At 64.7% G+C, this 15,689-nt stretch carries 11 protein-coding genes; 3 read left to right on the forward strand and 8 right to left on the reverse strand.

What is annotated here, in order from left to right:
• Window positions 1–28 precede the first annotated feature (28 nt).
• The 5 genes from A8V01_RS00495 to A8V01_RS00515 form a co-directional block, all read right to left on the reverse strand.
• The gene (locus A8V01_RS00495) at window positions 29–1,177 is read right to left on the reverse strand and encodes a glycoside hydrolase 5 family protein (RefSeq protein WP_103093996.1); all 1,149 of its coding nucleotides are present in this window, start codon (window positions 1,175–1,177) and stop codon (window positions 29–31) included.
• Between the two features lie 13 nt (window positions 1,178–1,190).
• Entirely contained in the window at window positions 1,191–2,315 is a 1,125-nt protein-coding gene (locus A8V01_RS00500) for an aldose epimerase family protein (protein ID WP_103093997.1), read from the reverse strand.
• 57 nt (window positions 2,316–2,372) lie between these two features.
• Window positions 2,373–3,215 carry an SMP-30/gluconolactonase/LRE family protein gene (locus A8V01_RS00505; RefSeq protein WP_103093998.1) on the reverse strand — a complete coding sequence of 281 codons (843 nt, stop codon included), beginning with the start codon at window positions 3,213–3,215 and terminating at the stop codon, window positions 2,373–2,375.
• Window positions 3,215–5,062 carry an IlvD/Edd family dehydratase gene (locus tag A8V01_RS00510; RefSeq protein WP_103093999.1) on the reverse strand — a complete coding sequence of 616 codons (1,848 nt, stop codon included), beginning with the start codon at window positions 5,060–5,062 and terminating at the stop codon, window positions 3,215–3,217. The genes A8V01_RS00505 and A8V01_RS00510 overlap by 1 nt, the downstream gene beginning before the upstream one ends.
• A 389-nt stretch (window positions 5,063–5,451) precedes the next feature.
• Window positions 5,452–6,528 (reverse strand): TauD/TfdA family dioxygenase, encoded by a 1,077-nt coding sequence (locus tag A8V01_RS00515; RefSeq protein WP_103094000.1) that lies wholly within the window; start codon window positions 6,526–6,528, stop codon window positions 5,452–5,454.
• Between the two features lie 242 nt (window positions 6,529–6,770).
• Between A8V01_RS00515 and A8V01_RS00520 the strand changes: the two genes are divergently transcribed.
• The 3 genes from A8V01_RS00520 to A8V01_RS00530 are packed head-to-tail and all read left to right on the forward strand — an operon-like array spanning window position 6,771 to window position 9,543.
• Window positions 6,771–7,412 (forward strand): isochorismatase family protein, encoded by a 642-nt coding sequence (locus A8V01_RS00520; protein WP_103094001.1) that lies wholly within the window; start codon window positions 6,771–6,773, stop codon window positions 7,410–7,412.
• Window positions 7,409–8,326 (forward strand): hydroxymethylglutaryl-CoA lyase, encoded by a 918-nt coding sequence (locus tag A8V01_RS00525; RefSeq protein WP_103094002.1) that lies wholly within the window; start codon window positions 7,409–7,411, stop codon window positions 8,324–8,326. The genes A8V01_RS00520 and A8V01_RS00525 overlap by 4 nt, the downstream gene beginning before the upstream one ends.
• Window positions 8,327–8,331: 5 nt before the next feature.
• Window positions 8,332–9,543 carry a CaiB/BaiF CoA transferase family protein gene (locus tag A8V01_RS00530; protein ID WP_103094003.1) on the forward strand — a complete coding sequence of 404 codons (1,212 nt, stop codon included), beginning with the start codon at window positions 8,332–8,334 and terminating at the stop codon, window positions 9,541–9,543.
• 643 nt (window positions 9,544–10,186) lie between these two features.
• Here A8V01_RS00530 and A8V01_RS00535 read toward each other — a convergent pair.
• From A8V01_RS00535 to A8V01_RS00545, 3 genes are all read right to left on the reverse strand, one after another.
• Window positions 10,187–10,828, reverse strand: a complete 642-nt coding sequence (locus A8V01_RS00535; RefSeq protein WP_103094004.1) for a GntR family transcriptional regulator — start codon at window positions 10,826–10,828, stop codon at window positions 10,187–10,189.
• A gap of 174 nt (window positions 10,829–11,002) precedes the next feature.
• Complete coding sequence (locus A8V01_RS00540; protein WP_103094005.1) at window positions 11,003–12,400, reverse strand: efflux transporter outer membrane subunit; 1,398 nt, start codon at window positions 12,398–12,400, stop codon at window positions 11,003–11,005.
• 57 nt (window positions 12,401–12,457) lie between these two features.
• Window positions 12,458–15,640: an efflux RND transporter permease subunit gene (locus A8V01_RS00545; RefSeq protein WP_103094006.1), complete on the reverse strand. Its 3,183-nt coding sequence runs from the start codon at window positions 15,638–15,640 to the stop codon at window positions 12,458–12,460.
• Window positions 15,641–15,689: the final 49 nt, after the last annotated feature.

Below are 15,689 nucleotides of genomic sequence, written 5' to 3' on the forward strand. Positions count from 1 at the left end.
GTCGGAGCGATGCGCCGGTTGTCCAGACTTACTTCTTAGTCGCGGGATATGCGACCGGGACCACGCCCTTGGGAGCCTTGGACAACGAGCGGATCAGGTCGACTTCGGACTGGCGATAAGGCGTGCCGTCAGTGTGGAACACGTCATGGAACCAGATCGTCGGCTCTTCCAGCACGTAGGGCTTCTTCCACGAATCCCACGGCATGCGGGTCTGCGTCTTGCCGTCAACGAAGCCCCAGTTCATCATCGCCACGTTTTCGCGCTTGGCGATGGGAAGCGAGCCGTCGAAGGTCGATCCGTTGCCGCGCGCCATGTATTCGGTGCAGAGGATCGGGCGGCCATAGACCTTGAGCTGGTTCACGCGATCAAGGAACTTTTCGGGCCAGTTGTAATCGTGGAACGAAATCACGTCCGACTGGGTCAGCTGCAGCTTTTCCATCGCGGTCAGCGCGCCCGGCGTCTTCCAGTCGTCATGCTGCCACACGCCCGAGGTCAGCGGCTGCGTCGGCTCTGCATCGCGTGCCCAGCCGTAGACCTTGGTGAGCAGCGCCAGCACCAGCGCCTGCTTGCCTTCCTGGCCCTTGTACTGGTCCGCGCCGTTATCCGGCTCGTTCCACAAGTCCCAGCCCAGCACGCGATCGTCCTTGCCGAACGCACCGATCACGCCCTGCACGTAAGCCTTGAAGCGCGGTTCCTGCGAAGGATCGCGCAGTGCAGGAAGGCCGGGGCCCTGCACCCAGCCGGAGTTGTGGACGCCGGGGATCGGCGGATGCTGGGGACCAAGCACCGGGTTCGGATCCCAGCAGCTGTCGAACAGCACCAGCAGCGGCTTGATCTTGTGCTTGGCCGCGATGGCCAGGAATTCGTCGATGCGCTTCTTGAAGCCTTCGGGATCCTGCTGCCAGAGCTGGTCGTGCAGGAACACGCGCATGGTGTTCATGCCGGTGCTTTCGGCAAGACCCAGTTCGTAATCGATACGCTTGGGGTCCCAGGTTTCCGCCTGCCACATTTCCAGCTGGTTGATGGCGTTGGCGGGAATGAAGTTGGAGCCGACCAGCCAGGGCTGCTTGTCGTACCATGCCTTGGCCTGCGCGGGCGTCCACTGCGGACGCGCTTCTGCGGGCATGGCCACCAGCGCGGCGGTGGCGGCCAAAAGGGCGGTTGCCAGAGCTTTCACAGGTATTCCCCTCTTATTCTGCAACGAAGAACTTGTAGGTGATGACGTTCCGGTAAGTCTTGCCCGGATCGAGGCGGACCGACGGGAACTGCGACTGGTTCGGACTATCCGGGAACAGTTGCGGCTCGAAGACGAGGCTGTCGCCTTCGCGGTAGATCTGGCCGGACTTGCCGACGATCGTCCCGTCCATGAAGTTGCCGGAATAGAACTGCAGGCCCGGCTGGTTGGACCACACCTCGAAGCCGCGCCCGGAAGTCGGTTCGGTGACGCGGGCCATCAGGTGCTGGCCCTTCGTGACCGCATCGCCGACGACCCAGTTGTGATCGTAGCCGCGTCCGTAGACGATCTGCGGGTCCGTGCCTTCGCGCACGCGGGCGCCGACCGGAGTGGGCTGGCGGAAATCGAACACGGTGCCCGCAACGCTCTTGTGCTGGCCCAGCGGGATCGCGGTTTCGTCGGTCGGCGTGAAGCGGTCCGCAGGGATCGTCAGCACGTGGTCCATCGCCGTGCGGCCGGGGCCTGCAAGGTTCCAGTAGGCGTGGTTGGAGATGTTCACCACCGTCGGCCGATCGGTCGTGGCGGTGTAAGTGATGGTCAGGTTGTTCTGCTCATCCAGCGCATAAGTGGCATCGGTGGTGAGCGTGCCGGGATAGCCCATATCGCCATCAGGGCTGACGTAGCGCATGGTGACGCTGGCGTTTTTGCCCTGCTTCACGTCGCGCACGGCCCAGATCACCTTGTCGAAGCCCTTGGTGCCGCCGTGGAGAGAATTGACGCCGTTGTTGACCGGCGTGGTGTATTCCTTGCCGTCGAACGTGAACTTGCCTCTGGCGATGCGATTGGCGACGCGGCCCACGGTGGCGCCAAAGAACTGGCCGTCCTTCGCATAGCCGTCAAGGCTGTCATACCCGACGGCGACGTCCACGGTCTTGCCGCCCTTACCCGGCATCAGGACTTGCTGGATCGATGCGCCCAGCGTCATCACGCGCACCGACATGCCCTTGCCGTTGGTCAGGGTGACGGCTTCGACGGCGGTGCCGTCCGGCATAGTGCCGAAGGTCTCGCGCTTCGCCTCTGCAGCGAAAGCACTGGTGGAGGCCGCGCACAGCAGGGCGGCGGTGGCCAGGGTCTTCAGCATCGTCTCTCCTCTTCAAATCCTTGTGCCCGCCGGTTGCGACGCGGGCGGGCATCTACATCATCCGCGATACAGGAAGGCCGGAACTCCGCGAACACCCGGATCGATCTCGAACAGGGCGCCGCCGTGTTCCTCGTCCACGCCGTCGGCTGCGCTCGTCACATACATCCGGTCAAGCCGGGCGCCGCCGAAGACGCAGTTGCTGACCTGGCTGGCGGGCAGTTCGATGCGGCGCACCGGCTCACCTGCGGGCGAAAAGCGGGTGACGCACGAAGCGCCCCAGCAGGCAACCCACAGGTGCCCTTCGGCATCGAAGGTCATGCCGTCGGGCGAGCCCCAGTCGTCCTCGAAGGTGACGAAGGGAGTACGCTCGCCAAGGCGGCCGTCTTCCAGCGGGTAGCGGAAGATCACCCCCATCGCGCTGTCCGTGTGGAGCAGGAAGCGCCCCTCGGGATCGATCGCCGGGCCGTTGGGGATGGTGTAGGGGCCGGACGCCTGCGTGATCGCGGTGCCGTCGAAGTGATGGAACGCGCCGGTCGGCACGTCGCAGGAGAACGGCATCGTGCCCAGCCAGAGGCGCCCGTGCGCATCGGCGGCGGCATCGTTGACGCGGTTGCTCTCGGGCTGGTCGGGGATATCCGCCAGCGCCTCGACCGCGAAGGGATCGAGCGTGACGCGGGCCACCGAACGGCCGATCCCCGCGACATAGCCGCCACCCTCGCACCCGATGATCCAGCCGGTGACGTCGGGCGTCTGCCAGCTTTCGACGGCTCCGGTAGCGGGCGTCAGACGGTTGATCCGCTTGCCGAGAATGTCGGTCCAGAGCAGCTGGTCGCAGCGTGCGTCCCAGAACAGTCCTTCGCCAAGCGTGTCGACGCGGTCGCGGGCGATAACTTTGACCATCAGTGGCTGTCCCTCGGCAGCCCCTTGGTCTGGGCGATGCGCTGGTACTTTTCCGAACCTTCGAGGATCGCGCCCGTCGCGAACTGGCCGACGAGGCTGCGCTGGATTTCCTGCCAGGGCGTTTGCGATTCCGGCGTGACCCGGCGCTCCACTTCGACCAGTTCCTCGCGGCGGCGGGCGATCTCTGCCTCGTCCACCAGCATGTCGGCGCTGCGGTTGGCCAGATCGATGCGGACCCGGTCGCCCGTGCGCAGCAGGGCAAGACCGCCACCGACCGCGGCTTCGGGCGAGGCGTTGAGGATCGAGGGGCTGCCGCTGGTGCCCGACTGGCGCCCGTCGCCGATGCAGGGCAGGGCATGGACGCCCGCCCGGATCAGCGCTGCGGGCGGGCGCATGTTCACGACCTCTGCCCCGCCCGGATAGCCCACCGGCCCGGCGCCGCGAATGACGAGGATGGTGTTCTGGTCGATGCCCAGTTCCGGCTCGTCGATGCGGGCGTGGTAATCCTCGGGCCCGTCGAACACGACGACCTTTCCGGTGAAGGCATCGGGATTCTCGGGATCGGACAGGTAGCGGCTGCGGAACTCTTCGGAGATGACCGAAAGCTTCATCACCGCGCCGTCGAACAGGTTGCCCTTGAGCACGGTAAGGCCCGCGGCTTCCTTGAGCGGGCGATCGAACGGGCGGATCACGTCGGTATCGACAATGCGCGCGCCGACGAGGTTTTCGGTAACGGTCCTGCCATTGGCCGTCATCGCGGAACCGTCGATCAGGCCCGCCTTGTCGAGTTCGGCCATAACCGCCGGGACACCGCCCGCGCGGTAGTAGTCTTCACCCAGATATTCACCGGCCGGCTGAAGGTTCACCAGCAGCGGCACATCCGCGCCTGTCTGCTCCCAGTCCTCCAGCGTCAGATCCACGCCGATATGGCGGGCGATCGCGTTGAGGTGGATCGGTGCGTTGGTAGAGCCGCCGATGGCCGAATTCACCCGGATCGCGTTGAGGAAGGCGGAACGGGTGAGGATGTCGGACGGCTTGCGATCCGCCTTGACCATTTCCACGATGGCCCGGCCGGTTTCCCACGCGCATTCCTGACGGTCGCGATAAGGCGCGGGGATCGCGGCGGAGCCCGGCAGCGACATGCCCAGCGCCTCGGCCAGCGAATTCATCGTCGTCGCCGTGCCCATGGTGTTGCAATAGCCGGTCGAGGGGGAGCCCGATGCGACCAGCTTCAGGAAGCCCTGATAATCCAGTTCGCCCTTGGCCAGCATCTCGCGTGCTTTCCACACAATGGTGCCCGCGCCGGTGCGCTTGCCTTCGTACCAGCCATTGAGCATCGGGCCGACCGACAGCGCGATGGCGGGGATGTTCACCGTGGCCGCTGCCATCAGCGAGGACGGCGTCGTCTTGTCACACCCGATCGTCAGCACCACGCCGTCAAGCGGATAGCCGTAAAGCAGTTCCACCAGCGAGATATAGGCAAGGTTGCGATCCAGCCCTGCCGTCGGCCGCTTGCCGGTTTCCTGCAAGGGGTGGCTGGGGAATTCGATGGGAATGCCGCCTGCGTCGCGGATGCCCGCCTTGATCCGCTCTGCCAGAACAAGGTGGTGGCGGTTGCACGGCACGAGATCGCTGCCCGACTGGGCAATGCCGATGATCGGGCGCCCCGACTGCATCTCTTCGATGGAGAGGCCGTAGTTCAGGTAGCGCTCAAGATAGAGCGCGGTCATGTCCGGGTGGCTCGGATCGTCGAACCATGCGCGCGAGCGCAGCTTTGCGGCCGGTGTCAGGGTGCTGTCGTCAGCGGAAGAGATGTTCGCCTCCCATGAAATTCGCTCAATATCCATCTTGCGCGCCGCGGAGCGGGCATCTCGCGGGAGCGTTGCAAATGCCGCTACCACCCGCCCAAAAGCGTGGCAACTTATTTATCCTACAAATATGGCTTGTAGGACCAAAACAGGACGTATATGAGCGAGGCAACACCGGTCGAAAAGACATCTGTGTTGCAGGGAAGGGATCGCGCGCCGCAGCAGCGGCGCCGGATAGCTTTTCGCAATCCTGGAATGTCTTGGCGGCAGGAAGCGCAGGTGCCACGCGGCCTTGATCAGCCGCAGGCAACCGCATCAGGATTTGAGAATCCCCCCGGGAGCAGGACCGAGCGCAAGCGGTCCTCCTCCTCCAAAACGCTCCCGGGCACATCGGGCGGGACGGCCTTGCCGCTGTCCCGCCCTTTTTTTCAGGAAATCAAACGGGGCACCGACATCGCGCGGATCGAGAAGCGCGCATCGGTATGCTCCGCGCCGTCGCGGTGTTCGGCGCGGTGCTGGACCACGCCATTCTTGCCAAACCCCTCCACCACCGGGCGGTCGGTCTTGCTGGACAGCCAGAGGCGCAAAAGGTGTCGCTTGCGCTGGGGCTCGGGCCAGTCGAAGAATTCGGTGCGCGAATGAAGGGCGGCATAATTCGACAGCCACTGAATGTCGCCGGGGCGAAAATCCATCGCGATCGCCATGCCGGGCTCATACGTGATTTCATCGAAGAGCCGCAGCACCTCCAGCTGATCCGCGGTCAGCCGAGGCACGCCGGGATAGTCCTGCGCGGTCACGATATAAAGCGACCCTGCATACATCGAGAAAACCCCGTCCTTCACGCTGACAACCGGGGAAGTGTAGGTATCGGCGGGCGCTTCAGCGTCCTGCCGCCGCCAATCCCAGTGGAATGGCTCAAGCAGAAGATGCGCCAGATCGGGGCGGCGGCGCAGGATCTCGTTGTAGATCTCAGCGCCTGATACAAGGCACGACAGCCCGCCTTCGCGCGCTCCGCGCAGGCACATCAGCGCCACGATATCCGAACTGTCCGAATGATAGACCAGCTTGTCGCGCACTTTCGATGACTTGGCGGTGGGATCGTCCATGGTCTTGTCGCTCGTGGCGTAGACGTGGTCCAGAAGGTCGCCCATCTCGTTCTGCCGGATCGGATCGCCCATGTGGAGGCCGAGAACGTAGTAGATCGCGCTGGAAAGCGCATCGGAATAGAGGTCGGACCGCAGGCCTCGCACCAGCACGAAGCCGCGTCCGAAATCGACGTCTTCGCGCCATGATTTCACCGCTTGCGCGCAAGCAACAAGCGGATAGTCCGCAGCCTGCACGAAACGCAGATCCGGATCGTCATCGATGAATCGCCTGCCCAGCGCTTCCAGTTCGGCACGCTGCGCGGTATCGAGCCGGTAGACCCAGTCCTGACCCGCAAGCAACCGATCCCCGCGCCATGCGGCGGCCGTCAGGACGGGGGAGGGGGCTTCGGCAACGGTCATGCGGCGATCTCCATGTGACGCTGAAGAACACCCTAATCGTGATCGATCGCGCAAGTCTTGATGCAGGGCGCACGGGAACGTGCTGTCGAGACCCGGCTTTGACGTTGCGCGAACGTTATGTGCACTGATTGACCGTCGAAATGTCGCAGTCGCCCGGATTTGCGTTGACCGCATCCTGTTTTTGTATACTAAAACTCACGTTGAGTTTGGCCGCGATTCGATGGCCCATGGGAGTTACGCGGATGACGCCGAATGCCGGGCTGGATGACAATTACGCCGTCGCGTTTGGCGGCAAGGCCGGCTTCGGACGCTCTGCGGCGCTGATTCTCATCGATTTCGTCGAAGCATATTTCGATCCGGCCAGCCCGCTCTATGCCGGGGTGGAGGATGCGCTTGCTTCGGCGCTGCGTATTCGCGCCGCCGCGCGGGCGGCGGGCCTGCCGGTGATCTGGACCAACGTGGCCTATCACCCCGGCGGCGTCGACGGCGGCCGCTTCTTCGAAAAAGTGCCCGCACTTGCCGCTTTCGTGGCGGGCAGTGCGATGGGGGCATGGCCCAAGGGGCTTGAGCCGCAGGCGGACGAGATCGTGTTGTCCAAGCAGTACCCCAGCGCCTTCTTCGGCACTTCGCTGGCCGCTACGCTGACCGCGCGTGGGATCGATCAGGTGATCCTTGGCGGCCTGTCCACCAGCGGTTGCGTGCGTGCGACATGCGTGGATGCGATGTCGCACGGGTTTCGCACCGCCGTCGTCGCGGATGCCTGCGGGGATCGTCATCCCGATCCGCACAAGGCCAACCTTTTCGACATGAACGCAAAATACGCCGATGTCGTGTCCGAGGGCGCGATCCTCGCTTATCTGTCCGAACTGGAAACCGCCCGATGACCGCAAACGCGATAGAGATCGTCGAAGTCGCCCCGCGCGACGGTCTGCAGAACGAAAAAGTCCTCGTCTCGCTGGAGGACAAGGCTGAACTCATCCGTCGCCTGATCGACTGCGGCGCGCGCCGGATCGAGGTGGGCAGCTTCGTGAATCCCAAGAAAGTGCCGCAGATGGCGGGCACGGACGAATTGCTGGCCATGCTGCCGCGACGGGACGACCTGACCTACATCGGCCTTGTCATGAACATGCGCGGGCTGGAGCGCGGCCTTGCCGCCGGGATCGACGAGGCAGGCGCGGTCTGCGTCTCGACCGATGGCTTCGCCATGCGCAATCAGGGCCAGACCAGCGACGAATCCATCGCCATCGCCTCGGAAATCGTGCTGGCCGCCAAGGCCGCGGGCAAGAGCGGGCAGGTGACCATCGGCGCGGCCTTCGGTTGCCCGTTCGAGGGTGAAGTCGCCCCCGAACGCGTCGTCGCCATGGCCCGCAAGCTGGCCGAAGTTTCCCCGCGGGAGATCGCGCTGGCCGACACCATCGGCGTTGCGGTGCCTGCGCAAGTCTCAGGCCTCGTCACGCAGGTTCGCGAGGCGGTGGGCGGCATTCCGATCCGCGTCCACCTGCACAACACCCGCAACACCGGCATCGCCAACGCCTGGGCCGCGATCGAGGCGGGAGCGACCACGCTTGACGCCGCGCTTGGCGGGATCGGCGGCTGCCCCTTCGCTCCCAACGCCACCGGCAACATCGCCACCGAAGACCTGCTCTACATGCTCGACCGTTCGGACGTGGCCACCGGCTATGACCTTGCGGCCGCGATCGGCCATGCCCGGTGGCTGGAAACGATCATGAACAAGCCCCTTCCCGCGATGGTGAGCCGCGCCGGCTCATTCCCGCAGATCCTCGAACAGAAAGCCTGAGCGCCATGGACACGACCAATACCGGAGCCTTGACCGACATCCGCGTCGTCGAGCTTGGCCAACTTATCGCCGGGCCTTTCTGCGGCCAGTTGCTGGGCGACATGGGCGCAGAAGTCATCAAGGTCGAACCCCCGCAGATCGACGGGAAGGGCGGCGGTGATCCAATGCGCAACTGGGGCCACGGCGATGCCAAGCTGTGGTGGGAAGTGGTCGCCCGCAACAAGAAGTCGGTCAGCGCCAACCTGCGCGTGGCCGAAGGACAGGAGATCGTGCGCAAGCTCGTTGCCCATGCCGATATCCTGATCGAGAACTTCAAGCCTGGCACCATGGAGAAGTGGGGCCTTGGCCCGGACGTCCTGCATGAAATCAACCCGCGCCTGATCATCGTGCGCGTATCGGGCTATGGCCAGACCGGGCCCTATTCATCGCGTGCCGGCTTCGGCGGCATTGGCGAGGCGATGGGCGGATGGCGCTACATCGTGGGCGATCCCGACCGCGCGCCAAGCCGCATGGGCGTTTCGATCGGGGACAGCCTTGCCGCGACCTACGGCTGCATGGGCGCACTGGCCGCGCTTCACGCGCGCGAACGTACCGGCAAGGGGCAGGTGGTGGACAGCGCGCTTTACGAAGCGGTGCTGCAGGTCATGGAAAGCCTTGTGCCCGAATACATGGTGTCCGACCACGTGCCCAAGCGCACCGGCTCTATCCTCGAAGGCATTGCGCCGTCGAACGTCTATCCCACCAGCGACGGTGAATACCTGATCGGCGCCAATCAGGACGCGATCTTCAAGCGGTTATGCCAGGCAATGGGCCGCCCCGAACTGGGCACGGACGAGCGTTACGCCACCCACGTCGCGCGCGGCCTGCGCCAGACCGAACTGGACGATCTCATCTCCGAATGGACCCGCACCCTGACGGTGGACGAACTGGAGGAGAAGATGATCGAATTCTCCATCCCCGCCGGCAAGATCTACCGCGCGCCGGAAATGCTGGCCGACCCGCACTTCGCCGCGCGCGATGCGCTGATCGACGTGGAGCATCCGCAGTGGGGTTCGTTCAAGATGCAGAACGCCTTCCCCAAGCTGTCCGACACCCCCTCCTGCGTCCGCCGCCGCGCGCCGCTGGAAATCGGGCAGGACAACGCAGAAATCTACGGCGACCTCCTCGGCATGAGCGAGGACGAGATTGCAGCTCTGAAGGCCCGCGCGACGATTTGATTGGAGTTCTGCGCTTTCCCGTTGCCTTGGGGTGGCAGGAAAGCACGGCCTGCCTGCCGCTGGCGTTGCGAGCGGGCTTCGACAAGCTCAGCCTGAGCGGAGTGGGGTTTAGTCCGTACCGAAAGCGCTTTTTGCGCCGTTCCTTTTACGCCCCGTTGCGGCCGAAGCCTAACCGTTCAAATGCATCGCGATGCCTGCCATTAAAAATCCGGATATTACAAATACTGCAATATTACCTATGACAGCAATTCTGAACAGAGTGGGATTTTCATTTTGTGAAATAAACCCCTGCTTTAAAAATATCGTACGGGTTTGATGGGCACACCACAGATTTGCGGCAAAAATTGACATAAATATGCCAAGAAACAAGAATGGCATGAAATTTTTCATACTCCTGCTGCGTTCCGTATGATTTCTGCCTTGCGCTATCGTGTTTTTATAGCCGAAGTCGAAAAGCTGTCACCCGTAGTCCGCCCAAAGAAAATTGCCACTTCCCACCCAAATCCGCCGTCACCCTGAACTTGTTTCAGGGTGACGGCGGGGTGGAACAGACCATTCGCTGTCCACCCAAATCAGACATCTGAACCCCGCTCAGCCTGAGCTTGTCGAAGGCCCCGAGGCGTGGCGCAAGGCGCGCGGACCTTCACCCCTCCGCAGGTTCCAGTCTTGCGTGGAGGGCGCGGCGGATGTGGGCGGTCATCAGGGCTTCGGCCCAGTCGGGGTCGCGCTGGGCGAGGGCGGCGGTGATTTCCACGTGTTCGCGATAGCTGCGCAGCAGCTGTTCGCGGCTGTAGGCGCGGACCGTCTGCTGGACCACCGGCTGCAGCACCAGCTTGCCCAATAGCGCGGCAAGCCGGTCGGACGCTGCCGTTTCAAGGATCAGCGCGTGGAAGCGGGCGTTTGCGGCAAGGTAAGCGGGCAGGTCGAAGTCCAGCGCCTCGATCACCGTGCTCATCGCTTCGTTGGCTGCGGTCAGCCCGGCGATGACCGCAGCGTCGGCGCGGGTGGCGGCGCGGCGCACGGCGTAAGCCTCCAGCATTCCGCGCAGGATGAAGACTTCCTCCAGATCGTCATTGTTCCATTCCGCCACGAAGGAGCGCTGGCTATCGGTGCGGCGGACGAAAAGTTCGGCTTCCAGCTGGCGGATCGCGGCGCGTACCGGGGTGCGGGACACCCCGCAGAGCGCGGCCAGTTCCTCTTCCTTCAGCTGGGTGCCGGGGGCAAGTTCGCCGGACAGGATGCGGCTGCGCAGTTCCAGATAGGCCTGATCGCTGGCTTTCGACACATCGAACCTTCCCGGTACACAACGGTACTCAAATGGCACATAAAAGCACACAACAACACCCAAGGGGCGCACGGCTCCGTCGCAGCGCCCCGGAAAGGAGAGCTTCGGCGGGCCATGCGCCCCTTAGTGTAATACGCCAGTGCAGCCGCCGGGAAAAGCGGCTTGTATACTAAATTACCAGCGCCCTCCCAAAGCACGGAACAGATCGACTTGCGCGAAGGCAACGTCGCGCCGGGCGGCCGCCGCATCCGCCTGCGCGCCGGCCAGCGTGCGCTGCGCATCCAGCACGTCGAGCGCATCGATCTGGCCCCGGCTCTGGCGGGCAAGGCTGACGTTGGCAGCCCGGTCTGCCGCATCGCGCGAGGCGACCAGGCGCTCCTGCCGCAGCAGCGCGTTGCGATAGGCCGACAGGGCGGTTTCCGTCTCTCCCAATGCGGTCAGCACGGTGCCATCGAAAGTCGCAAGGTCTGCCTTGGCGTCGGCACGGGCGGCTCCGATGCGGGCGCGGATCGCTTCCTGATTGGGGAACGCCCAGGAGATCAGCGGCCCCAGCAGCCACCGGAAGGGGCCCGCGCCAAACACGTCGGTGGCGCCCACGGCGGTCGTTCCCACCGACCCGCCCAGCGTGATGCGCGGGTAGAGGTCCGCCGTCGCCACGCCGATGCGGGCGGTGTCGGCGGCAAGGCGGCGCTCTGCGGCCTTCACGTCCGGGCGGCGGGCCAGCAAAGTCTGGCCGTCTCCCACCGGGATGGGGGTGGCGACGGTGGGCGTTGTGTCCCGTTCGATCACGCCGTCGGGCAGATCCTGCGGCGTGCGGCCGGTCAGCACGGCGATGCGGAACATCGCCGCGTCGCGCCGGGCCTGCAGCGTGGGGATGCTGGCGGCCTGCGCCTCGCGCAGCTGGGTGACGCGGATGACGTCCAGCTTCTGGTTGAGCCCGCGTTCGAAGCGGGCGTTGGTGATGCGTTCCGAGCGGGAGAGCAGGTCGACGGTGCGCTGGGCAACCTCGATCTGTTCGTTGGCGCTGGTGGCATCGACATAGGCGCGCACGGTATCGGCCACCACGGTGACGCGCACGGCGTCCGCGTCCTCCTGCGCGGCGGCAAGGTCGGCGCGTGATGCTTCGATACCGCGCTTGACGCGGCCGAACAGGTCCACCTCGTAATTGACCGAGAGCCCACCGTCGACGCGGCGACCTTCGCGATCGAAGCCCGGCAGGGCCTGCGCTTCGGACACACGGCCATAAGTGCCGGTGGCGCTGAGGTCGGTCGAGGGCAGGCGATCCGCGCGCGATCCGCGTAACGTCGCGCGGGCCTTTTCGATCCGGGCCACGGCTACGCGAATGTCGGTGTTGGCGGCCAGCGCATCGGTGACAAGGCCGTCAAGCACCGGATCGTTGTAGAGCTTCCACCAGTTGTCGTCAGGTGCCGCTGTCGTGACGTCAGCGCTCTGCACGCCGACGAACGGGGCCTGCGCCGAAGCGGGCGGGGTGGGGACCACATGGTCCGGCCCGACCGCGCAGGCGGAAAGGGCGGTTGCGGCGAAGAGCGCCGCCAAAGTCTGCTTCATCATCGGATATGTCCTGTTTCGATGAAATCGAGGGGCGGGCGGCAACCCGCCCCATCGGGCTCATTCAGCCGGAACCGCGTGCAAGTCTGCGTGATCCGCGCGTGGACGGCGGCGCAGTTTCTCGGCCAGCATGCGGCACACCACGTAGAACGTGGGCGTGAACAGCAGGCCGAAGCCGGTAACACCGGTCATGCCGAAGAACACCGCCGTGCCCAGCGCCTGCCTCAGTTCGGCACCGGCACCCTGCGCGATCACCAGCGGCACCGCGCCGAGGATGAACGCGAAGCTGGTCATCAGGATCGGACGCAGGCGGGTCTGCGCGGCGTAGACGGCCGCCTCGACAATGCCCATGCCCTGTTCCTCCTCGGCCTGCTTGGCGAATTCGACCACGAGGATCGCGTTCTTGGCCGCCAGCGCGATCAGCACCACAAGGCCGATCTGGGTCAGGATGTTGTTGTCCATCCCCCGCAGGTTCACGCCCGCCATGGCCGCGAACAGACACATCGGCACGATCAGCACGATCGCCAGCGGCAGGGTCAGGCTTTCATACTGCGCGGCAAGCACAAGGAAGACGAAGACCACAGCCATGCCGAACACGATCGCCGCCGTATTGCCCGCCGTCACCTGCTGATAGGCGATGCCGGTCCACTCGAAGCTGTAGCCCGAGGGGAGCGTCTCGTCCGCGACCTTCTCCATGGTGGAGAGGGCCTGTCCGGTCGAGTAGCCCGGCGCCACGCTGCCGTCGACTTCCACGGCGGGGTGCAGGTTGTAGCGCACCACGCGGTAAGGTCCGGTCTTGTCCTGGAAGGTGGCGACCGAACCGATCGGCACCATCGCGCCGGAGTTCGAGCGGGTCTTCAGGTTGGCAAGGTCGGCAATCGAGCCACGGCTGCCCTGATCCGCCTGCGCGGTGACGCGGAAGGTGCGGCCGAGCAGGTTGAAGTCGTTCACGTAGGCAGAGCCGAGGTAGACCTGCAGCGTTTCGAACACGCGTTCCGGCGGGATGCCCAGCATGTCGGCCTTGCGGCGGTCGATGTCGGTGAAGACGCGCGGGGTATCCTGGTTGAACAGGGTGTAGACCTGGCTCAAGTCCTTCTGCTGGTTGGCCTTACCGATCACGCCGCCTGCCGCCTTGGCCAGTTCGGTGTAGCCGCGACCTTCGTTGTCCTCCACGATCATGCGGTAGCCGCCCGGAGGGACGATGCCATTGATGGTCGGCGGCGGAATGACGAGGACCATCGCCTTGTCATAGCCCTGCAGCGCCTTGTTCGCCTCGGCCATGATGCCTTCATAGGTCACGCCCAGCTTCTTGCGTTCCTCGAAGCTCTTGAACGGGAAGTAGATGGCGGCCGAATCCGGCGATGCGGTGCGCGAGGGTCCGTGGAACCCTGCGAACATCACCGCGCCGCGGATGCCCTTGATCGGCAGGAGACGCTTGGCAATGTCGCGGGTGACTTCATCGGTACGTTCCAGCGATGAGCCCGAGGGCAGGAACGCGGCCGCAAGGAAATAGCCCTGGTCCTGCTGCGGGATGAAGCCGGTCGGCGTTGCCCAGAACAGGCCCACGGTCCCGGCGATAAGGGCGGCGTAAGTCGCCATCATGCGCAGGGGAGCCTTGACCAGACGGGTGGTGAGGCGGGCATAGCTTGCGCTCATGCGGTCGAAGCCGTGGTTGAACTTGTCCGCGCCCGACTGGAGCACCTGGCGCCAGCGCGGGGCATCGGGGCCGACGCGCTCCTTGTGCTTGAGCAGGATCGCGGCCATCGCGGGCGACAGCGTGAGCGAAAGCACCAGCGAAATGACCGTGGCGGTCGAAATCGTCACCGCGAACTGCTTGTAGAACTGGCCCGAGATGCCGGTGATGAACAGCGTCGGCACGAAGACCGCGCAGAGCACCAGCACGATGGCCACCAGCGCGCCGGAAACCTCGTCCATCGATCGGCGGGCGGCTTCGAGCGGGGTGAGCCCCTCTTCGATATAGCGCTCCACGTTCTCGACCACGACGATCGCGTCATCGACGACGATGCCGATGGCGAGCACCAGCCCGAACAGCGAAAGGTTGTTGAGCGAATAGCCCACCGCCATCAGCATGATCGCGGTGCCTACCAGCGAGACCGGGATCGCGAGGATCGGGATGATCGCCGCGCGCCAGTTCTGCAGGAAGACAAGGATGACGAGGACGACGAGGATCACCGCCTCGAACAGCGTGTGATAGACCGCGTCGATCGACTGGCCGATGAACTCGGTGGGGTTGTAGATGACCGAGTATTCAAGCCCCTTGGGGAACCTGGCCTGCATCGTGTCCATCTCGGAACGCACCAGCTTGGCGGTTTCGAGCGCGTTGGAGCCGGGGCGCTGCATCACCGCCATGACGACGGTGGGATTGCCCGAAAGATAGGTATTGGTGGTGTAGTCCTGCGCGCCCAGTTCCACGCGGGCGACGTCGCGCACGCGGACCTGATGGCCGTCCGCATCAGTGCGCACGATGATATCGGCGAACTGCTGGGGTTCGGTCAGGCGGCCCTGTGCCTCGACACCGATCTGGTAGGCGTTACCCTTGTCGAACGGGGGGGCGCCGATGGCACCCGCCGAAATCTGCACGTTCTGCGCGCGCAGGGCGGCGACGATCTCGCCGGCGGTCAGGTTGAGCTGTGCGGCGCGGCCCGGATCGATCCAGATGCGCATGCCATAATCGCGCGCACCGAAGGTCTGGACGTCGCCCACACCATCAAGGCGCGCAAGACGGTCCTTCACTTGCGTCAGCGCGTAGTTGGAGATGTAATCTCGGTCATACGTGCCGTCGGGCGACTGAAGGTTCACCACCATCAGGAAGTCCGGGCTGGCCTTCTTGGTGACGACGCCCATCGAACGCACCGCATCAGGCAAGCGGGGCTCGGCGATGGCGACGCGGTTCTGAACCAGCACCTGCGCGGCATCAAGGTCGGTGCCGATCTTGAAGGTGACGGTGATCGTCACCTTGCCGTCGCCGGTCGACTGCGAATCCATGTAGAGCATGTTGTCGACGCCGTTGATCTCCTGCTCGATCGGAGCGGCGACGGTGTCGGCAACGGTCTCGGCCGAGGCGCCTGGATATTGCGCATTGACCGTGACGGTGGGCGGAACGATGTCCGGGTATTGGCTGACCGGCAGGCCGATGAACGCGATGGCGCCGACGATGGTGATGATCACCGCGACGACGCCCGCGAAAATCGGGCGGTCGATGAAGAAGCGGGAAAGTCGCATTGGGAGAGTGCCCCTTATGGGCGCGCGCAAGGGTTCCGGCGCGCCGGTT

The organism is Novosphingobium guangzhouense (genome assembly GCF_002896965.1).
In the GTDB taxonomy this organism is placed as follows: domain Bacteria; phylum Pseudomonadota; class Alphaproteobacteria; order Sphingomonadales; family Sphingomonadaceae; genus Novosphingobium; species Novosphingobium guangzhouense.

Excerpts from the sequence above, each read along its gene's own strand:
- A8V01_RS00500 (WP_103093997.1), bottom strand. The coding sequence starts at position 2,315 with ATGCTGAAGACCCTGGCCACCGCCGCCCTGCTGTGCGCGGCCTCCACC.
- A8V01_RS00515 (WP_103094000.1), bottom strand. The coding sequence starts at position 6,528 with ATGACCGTTGCCGAAGCCCCCTCCCCCGTCCTGACGGCCGCCGCATGG.
- A8V01_RS00545 (WP_103094006.1), bottom strand. The coding sequence starts at position 15,640 with ATGCGACTTTCCCGCTTCTTCATCGACCGCCCGATTTTCGCGGGCGTC.
- A8V01_RS00540 (WP_103094005.1), bottom strand. The coding sequence starts at position 12,400 with ATGATGAAGCAGACTTTGGCGGCGCTCTTCGCCGCAACCGCCCTTTCC.
- A8V01_RS00530 (WP_103094003.1), top strand. The coding sequence starts at position 8,332 with ATGGACACGACCAATACCGGAGCCTTGACCGACATCCGCGTCGTCGAG.
- A8V01_RS00520 (WP_103094001.1), top strand. The coding sequence starts at position 6,771 with ATGACGCCGAATGCCGGGCTGGATGACAATTACGCCGTCGCGTTTGGC.
- A8V01_RS00505 (WP_103093998.1), bottom strand. The coding sequence starts at position 3,215 with ATGGTCAAAGTTATCGCCCGCGACCGCGTCGACACGCTTGGCGAAGGA.
- A8V01_RS00525 (WP_103094002.1), top strand. The coding sequence starts at position 7,409 with ATGACCGCAAACGCGATAGAGATCGTCGAAGTCGCCCCGCGCGACGGT.
- A8V01_RS00510 (WP_103093999.1), bottom strand. The coding sequence starts at position 5,062 with ATGGATATTGAGCGAATTTCATGGGAGGCGAACATCTCTTCCGCTGAC.